General features: G+C 62.2%; 18 protein-coding genes and 1 other RNA gene. 10 read left to right on the forward strand and 9 right to left on the reverse strand.

Translation table 11 applies throughout. The features are described from left to right. Positions 1-9: 9 nt before the first annotated feature. The 9 genes from E4Q08_RS25630 to E4Q08_RS04835 all read right to left on the reverse strand — a co-directional run bounded on the left by E4Q08_RS25630 (position 10) and on the right by E4Q08_RS04835 (position 9,830). The gene (locus E4Q08_RS25630) at positions 10-135 is read right to left on the reverse strand and encodes a DUF6760 family protein (protein ID WP_308240066.1); all 126 of its coding nucleotides are present in this window, start codon (positions 133-135) and stop codon (positions 10-12) included. Positions 136-161: 26 nt separating this feature from the next. Continuing rightward, positions 162-539 (reverse strand): hypothetical protein, encoded by a 378-nt coding sequence (locus tag E4Q08_RS04800; protein WP_034915952.1) that lies wholly within the window; start codon positions 537-539, stop codon positions 162-164. Positions 540-597: 58 nt separating this feature from the next. Further along, entirely contained in the window at positions 598-1,032 is a 435-nt protein-coding gene (locus E4Q08_RS04805) for a phage tail protein (RefSeq protein ID WP_034915949.1), read from the reverse strand. A 174-nt stretch (positions 1,033-1,206) separates the two neighbouring features. Continuing rightward, positions 1,207-2,346 carry a phage tail sheath family protein gene (locus E4Q08_RS04810; RefSeq protein WP_169069550.1) on the reverse strand — a complete coding sequence of 380 codons (1,140 nt, stop codon included), beginning with the start codon at positions 2,344-2,346 and terminating at the stop codon, positions 1,207-1,209. Between the two features lie 9 nt (positions 2,347-2,355). Then, positions 2,356-3,606 carry a phage tail sheath family protein gene (locus tag E4Q08_RS04815; protein ID WP_169069551.1) on the reverse strand — a complete coding sequence of 417 codons (1,251 nt, stop codon included), beginning with the start codon at positions 3,604-3,606 and terminating at the stop codon, positions 2,356-2,358. A gap of 152 nt (positions 3,607-3,758) precedes the next feature. Then, positions 3,759-4,613 carry a Pvc16 family protein gene (locus tag E4Q08_RS04820; protein ID WP_169069552.1) on the reverse strand — a complete coding sequence of 285 codons (855 nt, stop codon included), beginning with the start codon at positions 4,611-4,613 and terminating at the stop codon, positions 3,759-3,761. A gap of 18 nt (positions 4,614-4,631) precedes the next feature. Continuing rightward, a complete protein-coding gene (locus E4Q08_RS04825; RefSeq protein ID WP_308240061.1) occupies positions 4,632-6,134 on the reverse strand; it encodes an eCIS core domain-containing protein in 1,503 nt (500 codons plus the stop codon). A gap of 186 nt (positions 6,135-6,320) precedes the next feature. Further along, positions 6,321-8,462, reverse strand: a complete 2,142-nt coding sequence (locus E4Q08_RS04830) for an ATP-binding protein (protein WP_308240062.1) — start codon at positions 8,460-8,462, stop codon at positions 6,321-6,323. Between the two features lie 612 nt (positions 8,463-9,074). Next, positions 9,075-9,830, reverse strand: a complete 756-nt coding sequence (locus E4Q08_RS04835; protein WP_169069603.1) for a fused MFS/spermidine synthase — start codon at positions 9,828-9,830, stop codon at positions 9,075-9,077. A gap of 422 nt (positions 9,831-10,252) precedes the next feature. Here E4Q08_RS04835 and E4Q08_RS04840 point away from each other — a divergent pair, with 422 nt between their 5' ends. The 10 genes from E4Q08_RS04840 (at position 10,253) to petA (ending at position 17,881) form a co-directional block, all read left to right on the forward strand. Continuing rightward, entirely contained in the window at positions 10,253-10,726 is a 474-nt protein-coding gene (locus E4Q08_RS04840) for a 4Fe-4S dicluster domain-containing protein (RefSeq protein ID WP_034914782.1), read from the forward strand. A gap of 12 nt (positions 10,727-10,738) precedes the next feature. Next, entirely contained in the window at positions 10,739-12,586 is a 1,848-nt protein-coding gene (locus tag E4Q08_RS04845; protein WP_169069554.1) for an aldehyde ferredoxin oxidoreductase family protein, read from the forward strand. Position 12,587: 1 nt separating this feature from the next. Beyond that, entirely contained in the window at positions 12,588-13,838 is a 1,251-nt protein-coding gene (locus tag E4Q08_RS04850; RefSeq protein ID WP_034910387.1) for an NAD(P)/FAD-dependent oxidoreductase, read from the forward strand. Then, positions 13,838-14,092, forward strand: coding sequence for a sulfur carrier protein ThiS (thiS, locus tag E4Q08_RS04855; RefSeq protein ID WP_034910388.1), 255 nt, complete (start codon positions 13,838-13,840; stop codon positions 14,090-14,092). The genes E4Q08_RS04850 and thiS overlap by 1 nt, the downstream gene beginning before the upstream one ends. Positions 14,093-14,116: 24 nt before the next feature. Next, positions 14,117-14,374: a hypothetical protein gene (locus tag E4Q08_RS04860; RefSeq protein ID WP_169069555.1), complete on the forward strand. Its 258-nt coding sequence runs from the start codon at positions 14,117-14,119 to the stop codon at positions 14,372-14,374. A gap of 18 nt (positions 14,375-14,392) precedes the next feature. Next, positions 14,393-14,491, forward strand: an RNA gene (gene ffs, locus E4Q08_RS04865) — signal recognition particle sRNA small type. 101 nt (positions 14,492-14,592) lie between these two features. Next, positions 14,593-16,263, forward strand: coding sequence for a DNA polymerase III subunit gamma/tau (gene dnaX / locus E4Q08_RS04870; protein ID WP_443984445.1), 1,671 nt, complete (start codon positions 14,593-14,595; stop codon positions 16,261-16,263). Further along, positions 16,260-16,583 carry a YbaB/EbfC family nucleoid-associated protein gene (locus tag E4Q08_RS04875; RefSeq protein WP_034910394.1) on the forward strand — a complete coding sequence of 108 codons (324 nt, stop codon included), beginning with the start codon at positions 16,260-16,262 and terminating at the stop codon, positions 16,581-16,583. Before dnaX ends, E4Q08_RS04875 begins: the two co-directional genes overlap by 4 nt. Next, on the forward strand, positions 16,583-17,185 hold the full coding sequence (gene recR, locus E4Q08_RS04880) for a recombination mediator RecR (RefSeq protein ID WP_034910397.1): 603 nt from the start codon (positions 16,583-16,585) through the stop codon (positions 17,183-17,185). Before E4Q08_RS04875 ends, recR begins: the two co-directional genes overlap by 1 nt. Before the next feature lie 99 nt (positions 17,186-17,284). After that, positions 17,285-17,881 carry a ubiquinol-cytochrome c reductase iron-sulfur subunit gene (gene petA, locus E4Q08_RS04885; protein WP_169069556.1) on the forward strand — a complete coding sequence of 199 codons (597 nt, stop codon included), beginning with the start codon at positions 17,285-17,287 and terminating at the stop codon, positions 17,879-17,881.

Genomic DNA, 17,881 nt, shown 5'->3' on the forward strand with positions numbered 1-17,881 from the left:
TGCTCCTCGTTACCCGCTCTCGGACTGCTCGTTCAGGCGTCGATTGATCCTGGCGATCTCCGACACCCAACGGCGCCGTTCCAGGTGGTCGAGATCCATGATCTCGTGTTGCGGCCAGTGAAAATGAAATCCGATGTACGCTACCTCTTCATAGAGCCGCTCTACGGGGTAGCGCCAGACTCCCCCTGCTCGCTCAACTCCACTTCAAATTCCTTCTCACAGTACGGGCACTGGGTATGCACCCGGTTGCTGCCGCTGTCGTTCAGGCGACGATAGAGATTCTGCAAGTATCCCAGATCGGCGGCGAAAAAACCCTCGACGATCTTGGGATTGATCTGCTCGAGGGTTCCCAGGCGAATGATGACGCGCGCCAACAGGATGATCAGCAGGTACGCCGGGTTGTTATGCACCCGTGGATCCTTGAGCGGTGCGATTTCATCAAAAGCCGTGGCCAGACGCATCACACCTTCCTTGTGCAGGTTGCCTTCGCTGTCGATATAGCCCATCGGCAGGGTGAATGGGAACTCGGTCTGCAGCATCATCTTTCCTGTCTCGTAGAAAATCATGAATGATCACATCAGACCTCAGGTCTGGCTGCTAGGCTTTCTTCAACTCCTCGTGCGTGATTTCCAGAGCCTCGATGGCGACGGCATTGTTGGTCGAATTGAATGTCGGACCGGTCCATTTGGAAGGCCAGGCACCGACGAAATTCCAGCGCAGCTTTTCCGCGCCGGTCTCGTCCAGCAGAATGATCGAACCGTTCCGCCGCTCGGCCTTGCCATCGATTACCGTCTGACGCCATTTCCACAATTCGTCCGAATCGGTGATGCCACGCTTGAGCGTGACGGGGACGTATTTGTTCAAGCCGGTCAGCTTGCGGACATGATTGGGGTCGGTCCCTTCGCGATAGTCGACCGGATCGGTGCTGACATCCAGGCCGCCACACTCCTGAAAACCGGCCTGGGTGATGCCATCGATTTCGACCATGAAATTGAAGCCCCGATAGGGATCGGTACGTGTTCCGGTAGGCATGGAAGCTCCTTCGCTTGGGTTGGGTGAAAGGGAATACAGGTTCTCATTGGACCGGGCAAGTTAATGTGCAAGTCGCGTATGCGACTCACGAATCTCCCCTCCCCCCTCGCGGGGGGAGGGGTCGGGGGAGAGGGAAACGGTCATGATTTTCATGATCGGGGGTGCCTGGAAAAGTCATGACCGTTCGACGGAGTCCGTCGCACCCGCCCGGTGGATGATGCGCACCACGATGAACTCGGCCGGTGCGGTGGCGGCCAGACCGATTTCGGTTACCACCTGCCCAACCTCGCGGGTCTCCGGCGGATTGGTATCGGCATCGCACTTGACGTAAAACCCTTCGGCCGGCGTTTGCCCCTGCAAAGCCCCGGCTCGCCACAATCCGGTCAGGTACGGATGCAGCTCGCGCTGAATCCGTACCCATAAACGCGGATCGTTGGGCTCGAAAGCCGCCCAGGTCATGTTCCGGTCGACCCAGCGGCCAACAGTCAGGAACAGCCGTCGGACATTGATATGGCGCCAGGCGGCATCGCGATTCAGCGTGCGCGCGCCCCAGACGCGGATGCCACGCCCCGGAAACGCGCGCAGGCAGTTCACGCCTTCCGGGTTGAGTCGATCCTGCAACGAGTTGTCGATCGCCACTTCCAGATTCAGGGCATCGCGTACTTCCTCGTTGGCCGGCGCCTTGAATACGCCGACCCGGGCATCGGTACGCGCAAAGATCCCGGCCACATGCCCGCAAGGCGGGACCCATTGGTTCAGCGCAGTTTGCAGCCAGGGAAAATAGAGGGCTCCGTTCAGGGGTTCCGTCAATCCTTGCGTGATGCCTCGGCGCTGATCGAGCACACTGTCTACCGAACTGTTCGGCGCCGTATCGAGAATTGCCAGGCGATCGCCGTGCTCGGCGCAGTGGCTCAGCATGGCGTGTTGCACCTCGTTGATGGCGGAAGGGTCGGGCAGGAGTACGGCGTCCGGCATCGCCACCAGGTCGACGTCGATGAGCGCTCCCAGCTTGGCAAGAGCCTTTTTCAGGGCGGCCAGCCGATCGGCAGCGGCGGGATCGGCAAGTGCCACATAACACCGGCGACCACCATTGGCAAAGAAACCCGTGATTGCAGCTCCGAGATAGCCGTCTGGAGGGCACGGCAGGGCACCGACGAGTTCTTCCATGCGATGCAACAGAATCGGAGCCGGCACAGCCGCTCCGGTGACCGCCGCCAGGCCGACGAAACCAGCGATGCCGGTCGGCAGGCCGGTCGCTGGCTGGAGAAAGACGTCCTCGCGGTAGACACCAGGAGTCTGGCAGGTGGCGGCCATCCGTGTCGCCTACTTGCCGGGTGCAACGAACTGACTGATGCGGAAGATGACGAACTCCGCCGGCCGCACGATCGATACTCCGATCTCGGTGACTACCTGACCCAATTCGCGCAACTCTGGCGGGTTGGTTTCCGCATCGCACTTGACATAGAAAGCCTCCTGCGCGGTGGTGCCGAACAGTGCTCCCGAACGCCAGACGTTGGTGAGAAAGGCCGTTACGTTGCGATTGATTTTCTGCCACAGCGCGGGATTGTTGGGTTCGAACACCGCCCATTGCAGACCCTCATCGATCGACTCGCGCAGGAACAACAGGGTGCGGCGCACATTGATGTACTTCAGATCGGCGTTGGCATCGCCGCCGACGGTGCGCGCCCCCCAGGCAAAGATGTTGTCATTGAGCACGCGGATGCAATTGACCCCTTTCGGGTTCAAACCGTCCTGCTCCGCCTTGCTCAGGGGTTGCGTGACATCGAGCGCGCCGAGGATGACCTCGTTGGCCGGGGCTTTGTGCACGCCCCGCAGGTTGTCGACGCGTGCGTAGATGCCCGCCAGGTGACCGCTGGGGGGCACACCGATCACGCCATCACTGCCCTGCAGTCTGGCAGCGGGATCGAAAACCTTGATCCACGGGAAATACCAGGCCGCGTAATCGGTTTTCTTCGGCATCACGCCGGGATTGGAGTCAGCGGGAATCCGGGTCAGCGTCGTCAAATCGCTGACGCTCTCCGGTCCGTCGAGAATCGCAAAGCGATCGGATGTGCGCAGGCAGTGCGTCACCAGCTTGTCACGGCTGGCGTCATCGGTCATGCCGGGTGCGGCGACCAGAGCGATTTCGTCGATCGCCGCGAAGGCCTTGAGGGCATCGTCGAAGTCGGTCGCCGAGAGGACCCGTACCACGTAACAGCGGCTACCACCGTTGTTGAAGAAGCCATAGACCGCATGTGCGAGGTTACGATGACCGCTGTCGATCGCCGGACCGGGGTCCGTAGTCGCTGCCACCGCCTCGCTGCCGATCAGGTCGCCGAAGGCCTTGGTGAATTGTGTCCAACTGGTGATCAGCCTGGGAGTACCGGCAGGTGTCGGCAGGCTGAAGTCCACGAACTTGATTCCTGCGGGCGCCGCCTGGTCTTTGGCAAGGAGGTGAATCTTGTCCGGTACGACGCCGACGAAACCGGCCGTGCTGGTACTGACGCCAGCGATGGCCTTGATCGCCGACGGGACTTCTTCAACATAGACACCGGGTGACAGGTATTGTGACATACGCCTTACTCCTTAATGTGAAAGTCGCGTATGCGACTCACGAATCTCCCCTCCCCCCGCGCGGGGGAGGGGTCGGGGGGAGAGGGAAGCGGTCACGACATTCATGATCGGGGGTGCCTGGAAAAGTCATGACCGTTAGCGGTTTGGATAGCCTAAATTTGCACGTCGTAGTTGTTTCCAGCGCTGACCGGAACGGTGATGCTGGTCGTCATCTGGGTTGCGCCGGCCTGTACTCGCAAGTCAAAGGTGCCCGGCTCCGGTACGCTCAGTGTATACCGGCCTGCCGCGTCGGTCACCGTCTCGACACCCGTCCGGAGCAGCGTCACCTGGGCGTGCGCTACAGGAAGACTGCTGGCGTCGGTAACCCTCCCGGCGACGCGCAGGAGGACTTGCCGGGTAGCCGGCTTCAGGTCTTCGCCTGCAGCGTTCGTGCGTTCCCCGAGATCGACCTGCCCGGTGATCGCGAGCGGTTCCGTGATCGGTGCAAACCTCTCCATTGCCAGTGTTGCCGTGACGGTGATCGACGGACGCAGCTTGTTGCCGATGGCCGTCCAGAAATCGGCGGGATCCTTCAAGCCGTCGGTTTGCGCCGCCAGCATCGGTAACGGCGGTTGCTGTCCCAGCAGCTGGCCTTGCAGGAACGCGGCGGGAATCGTCGGATAGCGGGCGAGCACCTGCAGCGTCTGGCTCAGCAGGCGATGCTCCTGCAACGGTAGCTCGCTGCCGCCGACCGGCCAGGCGGTGACCAGATACGCACAGGCGACCCGCAATGGCGGCGGATGGATGATCGCCTGACCGCTGTGGCGTTCGAGCAAAGGCTCGCTGCTGCGCAGTTCGAGATTTTCGCGGATGTCGTACAAGAACAGGTTGACCGTCGTCTGCGCCGGGTTGAAGGACTCCGCCGGCCGGTCAAAGACGACCTGCGCCGCCGCAAGTTCCGGGTAAGCGCTTGCCAGGGCTGGATCGTCCAGCAGAGAGCGCAGTGTCAGACTCAGGTCGCGAATCATGCTTCAGGAATATCCCGTCTATTCCGCTGGTGAACTCTGCCGTATCTCCAGGATGACCACCCGGTGTCTTTCGCTATTATCAACGTCCGGAACACCTTCCTCGCGCCAAATTTCTTCGCCATAGACACGCGGCAAGAAGTTGGCGCGTGGCAATAGATCCCTGATTCTACTCAGGATGTAATGAGCGCGCGCGCGCGCCAACTCCCGGTTGCGCTCGAAGTTGCCAAGAGGACTTGCATAGCCGTCAACGAAACCGGAGAGATCGCTTCCCCCTTCGCCATATGGATCAAGATTCATGAGAAAAGTGGTCAAACGTATGCTTTCTTCTTCTCGTGTCGAGGGATTCGTCCCTGGTGTCGCCTGACCGGTGTTGAAATAGTAAGCGTGGTGTCGTATCACGGTGATCGGTCCGAAGGTAATCTCCGGCGGTGGTGCGGGCGTTTCGATGTCAACGACGAATCCGCGCCCGGCGGTCAGGGTCGAGCCGGTAGACGTTCCCCATGAGCGGGAGTATCCGGCGCTGACGTCTACACCAATACCGAACGGCTCAAAGCTGCCGCCAAATTCCACCGGGATCTCATTGCCCACGCTCGTCGACTCGGTCGAGCCAAGCGTCAGAGCCAGTCCAACGCTGGTCTCCCCCTGAACCGGCGTGACGCTGAGAGACCAGGGCGCATCCCCGGCGCCACCCGTCAATCCGTGCGTCGGGGCATAAAGTCTTATCGCGCCACGTTCATCCACCGCAACCCGCCATGTGTAATCGACGTCCCAGGAGTTGGTGTTGTTGAGTATGGGGTCGTCGCGCTCAACAGTGACCGAGCCTGCAATTTGCAGAGAGGCATTGGTGTTCAAAGGGATCGAAATACTTTCTCGTTGACTGCTGGAAAAAGTACGTTCCATCGTTCTTTGTCCACCGACCGACAGCGAGACGCTGAGGTTGATCTCCATGTTGGAGTCGTCCATGGATCGCGGCACCTCACCCCAGCCTGCCAGCGGCACGGTCAAACGCTGTAGGCGTGGTATCTTGCCAGCAACGGGCGGCGGCACCAGCTCACCCGGTATCGGCGCGTGGCTCGCCGTGTCTGGCCTGGACTGTTCCTCCTGTTGCATGACCGCGCGCGCGACCCGGTCCGCCTCCTGTTCGCAGGGGTCGTCCGGTTGACTGACGGAGAGTTCAGCCTGAATCGTGCTGCCGCCTTGCTGCAGCACATGCGTCAGTTCATGAGCCAATGTCTCCCGTCCAGCCGAACTCTGCGGGTTGTACTCTCCCTGACCAAAGAAGATGTCCTTGCCGGTGGTAAAGGCACGTGCGCTCAGCGCTCGATTGAGCGTGTCAGCTTCTGCGTTGGTGTGCACCTGCACGCCGCTGAAGTCGGCGCCGAAAGCGGATTCCATGCGCGTGCGCACGCCGCTTTCCAGCGGCTGTCCGCGGCCAAGGGAACGCTGGATGGCTTGTTCCACGCCTGGAGCAGGCACAGACTCAGCATTGGCCTGTGTACGCTGGGCCAGGAGCCGCTGCACAAAGCGATTGCCGTGCGTGCGCTGGAGATTCTGCAACGCACCGGCCTCTTGCAGCGGCCGTGCTACCGGGTCAGGTTGCAGCGGGCGCTGCCTGACCTGTGCCGTCGTCGAGATTTCGCCATTGCCCTCGTGAACAGTCCTTGTCCTCACTGCCGAGCCCCCCGATGCTGACATCATTGACGCGTTTCACTTCACTTCATTCCACGTTCGCCCAATTTTCTGATGCTCCCGCCGTGCCGCCCGCAGCAGATGCGACATCCCGATCGTCTCTCCGGCGTCGGCAGCGTAAAACGCCGCCGTCAGCGCGATGTTCCTGATGTTCCCCCCGGCCAGCTTGACCTCGCGAGCCAGCACCGCCAAATCCAAATCCTCCGCCAGCGGCGCCTCGGGCGGAAACATGACTTCCCAAATGCGGCGCCGTTGCAGCTCGTCCGGGAACGGGAACTCGACGATGGCATGCATTCGGCGGACGAAGGCATCGTCCATGTGACTGCGCAGATTGGTCGCCAGGATGGCCACTCCTTCGTATTCTTCCATCTTCTGCAGCAAATAGCCCACTTCGATGTTGGCGTAGCGGTCGTGCGCGTCCCTGACTTCGGAACGTTTGCCGAACAAGGCATCGGCTTCATCGAAGAAGAGGATTGCATGGGTGTTCTGGGCGGCAGTAAAGATACGTTCGAGGTTCTTCTCGGTCTCGCCGATGTACTTGCTGACGACCTGGGAGAGATCGATCTTGTATAGCGTTAAAGATAGTTCATTGGCGATGACATCGCCAGCCATTGTTTTGCCGGTGCCCGGCGGACCCGAGAACAGGACGTTCAGCCCTTTGCCGAGAGCAGGCTTGCGGCCGAAACCCCATTGATCGTAGACGGTATGGCGGTGCTTGGCCTGCTGACAGATTTCGTGGAGCTGAGCCAGTTCATCGGCCGGTAAGACCAGATCGTCCCAGGTGTATCTGGGCGTGATCTTGCGTGCCAGATCGTGCAGATGGTGATCGGATTGGGCGCGGGCGGCGGCAAACAGTTCGGCGAGCGTCGGCTGGCTGTTCGGCGTTTCGTCGGGTCGCGTCGCTGTCAGGGCGCCACGCCAACGCGCCAGATTGACCGCGCCGGCAACGGTTCCGGAGATCTGTTCGGGCGTCAACTGCAGGCGCCCGGCCAGGGCCTCCAGCTCGCTCGCTGCCAGCGCGATGCCGCTCGCTGCCAGGCAGGTCTGCAGGTACGCCCGTCGTTGCCAGAAATCGATCGCCGGGAAGCGGATCGCCTGGATTGTCCTGGTCGGGTCGGCGGCGGGCCGCCAGGCCTGCGAACCGGCCAGAATGACGACGCCTGCATGCCTGCCGATCCTGTTCAGCAGATCCTGATACCGCCGGGCGTGCTCACCGGCCAGCAGCGTGTCGAAGCCGGTGCAATACAGCATGGCCTCCTGGAGGAGGGCAGTGCGGAACAGCACGGTCAGCACCGCTGCGAATTCCTCGACGGCAATCGGTGTGCGCGCCAGGTCGGCAACCAGCAGAGGCGCCCCGAGCAGACCGGCCAGCGCCTCGGCAAGCCCGCGTTTGCCGACGCCTGGTGGTCCCTGCAGGTAGAGTCTGAGCGATTGCTGCCTTTCCCTGGCCTGGATCGCCATTCCCGTGATGGCCTTCTTCAGCTCGCTGCCGACCGGCAGGTCGGCGAAAGTGGCCGTCGGTTCAGCCCATTCGCAGCACGATGTCAGACGGGCGTCGAGGGTGTCGTCAGCCAACAGGTAGGCGATGATCTGTCCATCCAGCTTGAGATACTGCGCCAGCAGCGGCGGCCGGAGTTGCTGAGGATCAGCGAGCAGGGAAAGCAGGGCATGGCGGCACAGAGGGGCTGCGGCGGCAACATGGGCGCGCCTGGCCAGCTTGTCCTCGGGCGAAGTGCACAGCAGATTGAAAGCCAGATCGATGCTCGGTCGACGACGCGTCACATCATCCTGCAGGTAGGCATAGAGCCGTTCGTAACGCAGATCCACTTCCGGCGCCAGGGCGACCAGAAGCACGTCCAGGTCGAACGACGATAGCTGGAACGCGCTTGCCAGGCGCCGCAGACGACACCGCTCGCCCAGAGCTTCCGACAACGGCAGCTCACGTGCAGCATTCTGCAGCACCGGGATACCGGGTTGACGGGCCAGCAAGGCCTCCACCTCGCCGAGTCCGATGTATAGCCCCCGGTAAGGATCAGCAGCCGCCTCGGGTCCATAGACAGACTGGGCTGCCGCAATGGCCGCCTGCAAGAGTCTGTCCAGCCGCTGCCATGCCGGCTGCAGATCCTGGAATGCCGAGTCTGGGGCGTTGAGTTCATTCACATGAATCGAGCCTGGTGTGTTGACTGTTCAGCCCCAGGGAAGGTTGATGCCGCAGCAGACCAGAAGGGTGCAGGACGACGCTTACAGGCCGGGCGAGCGGGATAGCCAATCCCCTGTCGGACAAGAACGGGTGAGCGATCGAGAAGTCGCCAGGCGTGGTACTCGACCGAGCGGCATCCCCGAGTACGACAAGTATCCCATCAATCGGCCGGGGATGCCGCACCTCTTTGCAGCAATTCTCATTATGACCGAAGCAATGGGGCGAACTGGTCGGAAAGCGCCTTTCTGCCGTCCATGAGAGGGGTTTGGCCACTAAATATTGCCGATTTCCATGCGATCAGTGGGGAAGCAGAAGGCCTCGTTGGCCAAAATGGGAATTGCTGGCCGATCGAGTTGACGCGCGAGCCACGCTTCGGCCCTGGCAGACTGGGCAGTGGCGGTTGCCGCAGCAGCGCGCACTTTACGAAGTACGATTACGTCAGTGCGCGCAACAGCCTGCCGTGCAGCGGCTTACTTGAACAATGTGGAGCAAGTAACCTGCAGGCGCAAGGGCCGGCGGGCCTACTCCGTGTTTCTTTGAGAGCGCCTGGCCCGCGCGCGGGGTTGGGAGGCTCAGAAGCGCAAGCGATCGTTGGCCAGATAGTGTTCCTGTTGCAGTCGGGCGACGGTCGGCAGGAGATTGAGCCCGGTTTCTTGCAGGCACTGGTTGGCGCGGTGGATCAGTTCGTCGTGGCTGGCATCGACGTGCTCGCCGGCGGCGGCGAAGGCGATGGTGTTGCCGCTGTCGCAGGAGGGAAAGATCATCGCACGGCCGTCGAAAGCCCGCTGGATGCGTTCGGCACTGGCCTCGAAAGCATGCTCGCGACCGAGCAGATTGACTGCCAGCAAACCATTCTCGCTGAGGCGCGCACGGCAGGCCTGGTAAAAGGGCAGGGTGTCGAGCACGCCGGCGCGGGCATCGCGGTCGAAGCCGTCGACCAGGATGTAGTCATGGTGGCTGTCGCCCTGGAGCATGTACTCGGCGCCATCGGCGATGACGACGCGCAGCCGCAGGGGGTCGTCCGGCAGTTTGAAGTGCAGGCGCGCGATCATTTCGACCTGCGGATCGATCTCGACGACGGTGATCCGGGTTGCCGGCAGGCGGTGGTAGATGAACTTGGCCAGCGATCCGGCGCCGAGGCCGATCAGCAAGGCCTGGCGCGGCCAGGGCGGCGCGCGCAGCAAGAGGCCAGCCATCATTTCGCGCGTGTAGGGCAGTTCGAGGGCGTTCGGACGCTGAATGCGCATCGCCCCCTGGATCCAGGCGGACGAGAAGTGCAGGTAGCGTACGCCGGCCTTCTCGCTGATTTCGATGGTGCTGCGGGCCATCAGGCGCTGCAGTTGCCGGCGGAAGTCGAGTGCCTGCAGGGTCTGGCGGAATCGCTCGGGAAGAGTGTGTTTACGTGCGGGCAAGGAATGGTCTGCGCGAAGGCTTCTCGGAAGGGGGAGCGTATGATTTCGTTTCCTGTATGCAAAAGCTTGTGCCGACAGGCCAAGCGGTACGACGGGGCAACCGTACATTTTGTCGACATTTTACCTGGTTCTTCGGATGCCATTTCGACGCTTGCTGGAGGCGAGGCGAAGTGCCGGCAATGCCTGCCTGAACTGCGCATACCTGGCGCATGCAGCGCTTTGTTGCAGCGCAACTTTCATAACGCTCCAGGGTTGCCTATAGTGCTCATTCCAGTCGCGGTCGGAGGTGCGACGTCATTCAACAGGATCATCGATCACTCAACGGAGGAGACGACGTCATGCAGAAGTCCTTGCACATCGATCCGGGCAAATGCACCGGTTGCTTGCAGTGCGAAATGGCCTGCTCTTACGAGAATACCGGGATTTTCAACCCGTCCAAATCGCGAATCAAGGTTTTCGACTTTCACCACGAAGGCCGCAAGGTGCCCTATACCTGCACGCAGTGCGCGGAAGCGTGGTGTCTCAACGCCTGCCCGGTCGAGGCGATCAAGATCGACAGTGGCAGCGGTGCCAAGGTGGTCCTCGAAGCGGTATGCGTGGGCTGCAAGGTGTGCACGATTGCCTGTCCGTTCGGGACGATCAATTACAACCATGACTCGGGAAAGGTCCAGAAGTGCGACCTCTGTGGTGGTGACCCGGCCTGCGCGACGGCTTGCCCGACCGGCGCCATTACCTACATTGATGCGGACTGGACGGGTCTGCAACGGATGCGTCAGTGGGCACAGAAAACCGATAGTGCGGCACGCCTTTGAGGAGGAACGATCATGGCCTGGACACGCAAAATTCTTCGCGTCAACCTGACCCAGGGGACCTGCAGCAGCGAACCGCTGAACATGGCCTGGGCAGCACAGTATCTCGGCCAGCGTGGGCTGGCCAGCAAATACCTGGTCAGCGAGATCGACCCGAAAGTCGACCCGCTGTCTCCGGAAAACAAGCTCATCTACGCGACCGGCCCGTTGACCGGCACGATGGCGTCGACCGGCGGCCGCTATTCGGTGATCACCAAGGGGCCCCTGACCGGCGTGATTGCCTGCTCGAATTCGGGGGGCTACTTCGGTGCCGAACTGAAATCGGCGGGCTGGGACATGCTCATCTTCGAGGGCAGGTCGCCGCAGCCGGTCTATCTGCACATTGAAAACGAGAAAGCGACCCTGCTGCCTGCGGACGATCTGTGGGGAAAGACCGTATGGGACACCGAAGGCACCCTCAAGAAGCGTCATCAGGATTCGCTGCTGCGGGTATCGAGCATTGGCCGCGCCGGGGAAAACCAGGTCCTGTTTGCGGCGATCGTGAACGATCTGCACCGCGCCGCCGGCCGCTCGGGTGTCGGCGCCGTGATGGGGTCGAAGAATCTCAAGGCGATTGCCGTTCGCGGTACGCTCGGTGTGGGCAACATCGCCGATCCCAAGGCATTCATGGCGGCCGTGACCGCCGGCAAGAAGGTGCTGGCGGAGAATGCGGTCACCGGCCAGGGTCTGCCGACCTACGGCACGCAGGTGCTGATGAACGTGATCAACGAAATGGGCGCTTCGCCGACGCGCAACCACCGCGATGTGCAGTTCGAAGGGGCGCGCAAGATTTCGGCGGAAGCGATGCACGAAAAGCGCGCCACCGACGGCAGGACGCATCTGGTCACCAATCAGGCCTGCTTTGGCTGCACCATCGCCTGCGGCCGGATTTCGCGGATCGACGAGACACACTTCTCGGTGCAGACCAAACCGGAATATTGGGGGGCCAACGGCGGCCTCGAATACGAAAGTGCCTGGGCGCTGGGCAATGCCAACGGCGTCGACGACCTCGAGGCGCTGCAATACGCCAACCTGCTGTGCAACGAAGACGGCATGGATCCGATCTCGTTCGGGGCGACGGTCGGTGCAGTCATGGAACTGTACGAGCTGGGTGTCCTGACCAGCGAAGAGATCGGCCTCGAAGCGCCTTTCGGTTCTGCCGCAGCCCTGTGCAGCTTGGCGGAAATGACGGCGCGCGGCGAAGGCTTCGGCAAGATCGTCGGGCAGGGATCGAAGCGTCTGTGTACCCGATATGGCCGGCCGGAGTTGTCGATGACCGTCAAGGGGCAAGAGTTTCCGGCTTACGACGGACGCGCGCTGCAGGGCATGGGTCTGGCCTATGCAACGTCGAACCGCGGTGCCTGTCATTTGCGCGGTTACGTGGTTTCCAGCGAGGTTTTCGGCATCCCGGTGAAGACCGACCCCAGGGATACCGACGGCAAGCCCGAACTCCTGAAAGCGTTTCAGGATGCCACCGCCGTCGTCGATTCGAGCGGCCTGTGCGTATTCACCACCTTCGCGTGGACCCTGCACGACATTCAACCGCAGATTCAGGCGGCTTGCCCGGGCGACTGGTCGCTGGAATCGCTGCTGGCGATGGGCGAGCGGATCTGGAACCTCGAACGCGACTTCAATCTGGCGGCCGGGATCACCAGCAAGGATGACACCCTGCCGCCGCGCCTGCTCACGGAACCGTGCAAGACCGGTGCTTCGAAGGGCATGGTGGCCGAACTCGGGAAGATGCTGCCGGAGTACTACAGCCTGCGTGGCTGGACCCCGGACGGCGTCCCGACAACGGCCACACGCGCTCGCCTGGGTCTCTGAGGTGACCCGCCACGTCATTATCGGCAACGGCCCGGCCGGGGTCGTTGCCGCCGAGACGCTGCGACGTGCCGATGCAGCGGCCGAGATCACGCTGATTGGTGACGAAGCCGAGCCGCCGTATTCCCGGATGGCGATTCCCTACCTGCTGATGGGACAGATCGACGAGGCGGGCACCTATCTGCGCAAGAATGCGGAGCATTTCGAACGTTTGCGCATCCGTATGCTGCGTGGCCGGGTCGAGGCCATCGATAGCGGAGCTCGCTCGCTCAGGCTGGCCGATGGCCAGCTGCTTCCCTACGATCGCCTGCTGATCGCCAGCGGTGCGCAGCCGGTTCGCCCGCCGGTTCCCGGCATCGATTTGCCAAAGGTCTGGTCGTGCTGGACGCTGGCCGATGCGCGGATGATCGCCGCCGGCATAGGCCGGGGCGTGCGTGTGCTGCAGATGGGCGCCGGTTTCATCGGCTGCATCATCATGGAGTCGCTGGCGGCGCGCGGCCCGCAACTGACGGTCGTCGAGATGGGTGACCGGATGGTGCCGCGGATGCTCGATGCCGTGGCCGGAGCGATGCTTCGCCGCTGGTGCGAGGCGCGAGGGGTGCGCGTCCTGACCGGCCGGCGGGTGGTGGCGATCGCTGCGGCAGGCGAAGCGCTGCGGGTCCAGCTCGACGATGGCGAAACCCTGGAGGTCGACGCGCTGATCAGTGCGACGGGAGTCAGGCCGAACATCGCTTTCCTCTATGGCAGTGGTGTCGCAGTCGATGCCGGGGTGCTCGTCGACGCGTCGATGCAGACCAGCGTCGCTGGTATTTACGCAGCCGGTGACGTCGCTGAAGCGGTCGAATTCGGAACCGGTCTGCGCGTCGTCAATGCCATTCAGCCCGATGCCGTCGAGCAGGCGCGCGTCGCGGCACTCCACATGGCCGGTCAGCCGGCAGTCTTGCCCGGCACCTTCGTTTTCAACATTCTCGATACCCTGGGGCTGATTTCCGCGTCCTTTGGTCAATGGCAGGGCGTTGCCGGCGGCGAAAGCGTGCAACTGCTCGACGAAGCCGGGTTTCGTTACCTGCGTCTGGCGTTTGACGGGGATCGGCTGGTCGGTGCCAATTGCATCGGCCATACCGAGCACATCGGGGTGTTGCGTGGCCTGATTCAGGGACAGGTGCGTCTCGGTGAATGGAAAGATCGTCTGCTCGCCAACCCCCTGCAACTCAGTGAAGCCTATCTCGCCAGGGGGCTGGCCATGGCGCACTGATGGAAATCACCTTGAAGCTGTTCGCTTCGCTCTCCGATTACCTGCCCGCGACGGCCCGGCGGACCAATGCCTTGTCACTCGACGTTGCCGACGGGTGCAGCGTTGCCTCGGTGATTGATTCCTGGGCGCTGCCGCCGCGCCTGGTGCATCTGGTTCTGGTCAATGGCGAATTCATTCCGCCGCATTTACGCGCCGAGCGCTGCCTGGCACCGGGTGACGCCCTGGCGATCTGGCCACCGATCGCCGGCGGCTGAGCCGTGGCCCATTTCACGATGAGCTTGACTATTCATGAATTCGAGCGCCAATTGCAGCCGCTGTTGACCGGCTGGTGCGTGGAGCAGCAAGCGCAGGAATGGCGCCTCGAGCGTCCAGAGCGCAGCGTGGACATTTCCTGCCGGCTGCTGCCGGCGCTACGGCTTGGCGCACTGCAGTTGCCGCGTCTCGTCGTGTCAATTGCCTTCACTGGCGGCAACGCCGACCAGGAAGCCGATTTCATCGACGACTTCCTGCGCTATTTCCAACGCGGCGGCGGCTGATGTGATAGCATTCCGAGTGGCGGGTCTCCCCGCATCGCAGGATGGTGAACCTGGTCAGGTCCGGAAGGAAGCAGCCACAGCCGTCTGATGTGAGTGCCGGGGGTAAGGCTCGCCACCTTCCACTTCCTTCTGCCACCGACCTTTGCCCAGAGTTGCCCCGAAACCCCTCCGTGGCCAACAGCAGCGGGGTCGGTAACGCCATCTGCTAGAATCCGCCCATGAGTTACCAAGTCCTGGCGCGCAAATGGCGCCCGCGAACATTTGCCAGCCTGGTCGGGCAGGAGCACGTTGTCCGGGCACTGACGCACGCGCTGACCGAACAACGCCTGCATCATGCCTATCTGTTTACCGGTACGCGCGGGGTCGGGAAAACCACGCTGGCGCGCATTCTTGCCAAAGCACTGAATTGCGAGAGCGGCGTCACGGCAAGCCCCTGCGGCGTCTGTTCCGCCTGCCGGGAAATCGATTCCGGGCGTTTCGTCGATCTGCTTGAAGTGGACGCGGCGACCAATACCAAGGTCGATGAAATGCGCCAGCTTCTCGAGAACGCGGTCTATGCGCCAACGCGCGGCCGCTTCAAGGTCTATGTGATCGACGAAGTGCACATGCTTTCGAACTCGGCCTTCAACGCCATGCTGAAGACCCTCGAAGAGCCGCCGGAGCACGTCAAGTTCATTCTCGCGACCACCGACCCGCAGAAAATTCCGGTGACCGTGCTGTCACGCTGTCTACAGTTCAATCTCAAGCAGATGACGCAGCCGCTGATCGTCGGTCATCTCAAACACATTCTCGAAGTCGAGGCGATCAGCGCCGAGAGCGCTGCCCTGCACCTGCTGGCGCGCTCGGCAGCAGGCAGCATGCGCGATGCGCTGTCGCTGCTCGACCAGGCGATCGCGCATGGTTCGGGCAAGATCGAGGAAGTGCAGGTGCGCGAGATGCTCGGCGCAGTCGATCTTGACCACCTGTTCTCGATTACCGATGCCCTGCTCGCCGGAGATGCGGCAGGCATGCTCCAGGTTGCCGACGAGATGGCCGCACGCAGCCTGTCCTTTGACGCGGCGTTGCAGGAGATGGCCAGCCTGTTCACCCGTCTGCAGATTGCCCAGCTCGCACCCCAGGCGATCGCCGACGATTTGCCGGAGCGTTCGCGTCTTCTCGAAATCGCTGCCAGGCTCGATCCGGAGTTCGTTCAGCTCGCCTATCAGATTGCCGTGCATGGCCGTCAGGAATTACCGCTGGCGCCCGATGAGCAGGCGGGTTTCATCATGACGCTGCTGCGTCTGTATGCCTTTCGCCCAGCGCTCGACGACGCTTCCGGCGGACAACGGAGTACTGCGCCCGCTGGCCGCCCGCTGGCGGCGCCACTGCCAGGCACCGCAGCCGCACCGCAGCCGGCACCCTCGAAGCTGGCGGCGGCGCCTGGGCAAACCGCGGCGTCTGTTGCGGCGATAGCACCGGTGCCTGCAGAAGCCGGTTCGGAAACTGGCTGGCACGACATTCTCGCCGCACTCAAGGTCAGTGGCATGGCACGGGAACTGGCACAGCACTGTGAACTGCGCGATCTCGGAAAGGCACGGATGCTCCTGCGCCTTTCCCCGACGCACCGCCATCTGCTGATGAAACCGGCACAGGACAAACTGCAGCAGTCGCTCGTCGAGCATTTCGGCCGGCCGCTGCAACTGCTGATCGAACTCGAAGAAGGCTCGGGGGGATACGCCCGCTGCCGCCGCAGAGCGCGACCGCCGCGAGCGCATGGATCTCGCCATCGCTTCGGTCGAGCAGGATGGCTTCGTTCGAGAGCTCATCGAGACCTTCGACGCCACCCTGATCGAATCTTCCATAAAACCCATTTAATCGTTCAATCGTTCAAAGCGAGGCAAGCAAGATGATGAAAGGCGGAATCGCCGGCCTGATGAAACAGGCTCAGCAGATGCAGGAAAATATGAAGAAAGCTCAGGAAGAGCTCGCACAGCTCGAAGTCGAGGGACAATCCGGCGCCGGCATGGTCAAGGTGCTGATGACCGGTAACCACAATGTGCGCCGGGTCACCATCGACCCTTCGGTGATGGACGACAAGGAGATGCTCGAGGATCTCATTGCGGCCGCTCTGAACGACGCCCTGCGGCGCGCCGAGGAAGTTTCCCAGCAGCGGATGGCCGGTTTTTCCGCCGGACTCAATCTGCCACCCGGGTTCAAAATGCCGTTCTGATGAATACGCCGTCTAGCCTCGAGTCATTGATCGAGGCTTTGCGCTGCCTGCCGGGTGTCGGTCCAAAATCGGCGCAGCGCATGGCTTACTACCTGCTGCAGCACAATCGCTCCGGCGCCCAGCGTCTGGCTGAATCGCTGCAGCTGGCGCTCGGCGCACTCCGTCACTGTCAGCGCTGCAACACTTTTACCGAGTCCGAAATCTGCTCCCGCTGTCTCTCGCACAAGCGCGACGGGAGCCTGCTGTGCGTCGTCGAAACGCCGGTGGATATGAACATGCTCGAGCAGACGCATGCCTATGCGGGCTTGTACTACGTGCTGATGGGGCGCGTCTCGCCGCTGGACGGCATCGGCGCCGGCGAGTTGCACCTCGAGCGTCTGCTGGCACGTGCCTGCGATGGCGTGGTACGGGAAGTGATCATCGCCACCAATTACACCAACGAGGGGGAAGCAACTGCGCACTACCTTTCCGAACTGCTCAGGAGTCGCGGCGTCAGCGTGTCGCGCATCGCACGCGGCGTGCCGGTTGGCGGCGAACTCGAATACGTCGATGCGGGAACCCTGGCGCAGGCCCTGCGCGAGCGTCGACCGCTTGTAGGCTAGCGTTTTGGGCGTTTCGCGATTCAATCCGAATCAAGATTGACGTATAATGCGGCGGTTTAGTTCGTACCAACTTTTCATTACGTTCTAGGGATCAGCGCTATGAGCAATGAGAGCAAAGTGGACTGCGGAAGGCGGCGACTGGTCGTCGCCACTGCTGCGGTCGGCGGGGTAGGGGCGTTAGCCGCGCTCGTACCTTTCCTGTCCAGCATGCTGCCGTCCGAGCGTGCCAAGGCGGCCGGCGCGCCGGTGGAAGTCGACATCGGCAGCATCGAGCCTGGCCAGATGATCACCGTTGAATGGCGAGGCAAACCGGTGTGGATCATCAACCGCAACCCGTCCATGCTCGAAACGCTGCCCAAGCTCGATGACTCGGTGGCCGACCCGAAGTCCGAGAAGAACATGCAGCCGGCCTATTGCAAGAACGAGACGCGCTCGATCAAGCCGGAAATCCTGGTCGCGGTCGGCATCTGCACGCATCTGGGCTGCTCGCCCTCGGCCAAGTTCAAGAAAGGTGCCGACGAAGGCATGGACAGCAACTGGCTGGGCGGTTTTCTGTGCCCGTGCCACGGCTCCACCTTCGACTTTGCCGGGCGGGTCTTCAAGAGCAAACCGGCACCGGACAACCTCGAGGTGCCGCCGCACATGTACCTGTCCGATAAGCGGATTCTCATCGGCGAAGACAAGAAGGGGGCTTAA

Source organism: Candidatus Accumulibacter contiguus, assembly GCF_012940005.1.
Classification (GTDB): Bacteria; Pseudomonadota; Gammaproteobacteria; order Burkholderiales; family Rhodocyclaceae; genus Accumulibacter; species Accumulibacter contiguus.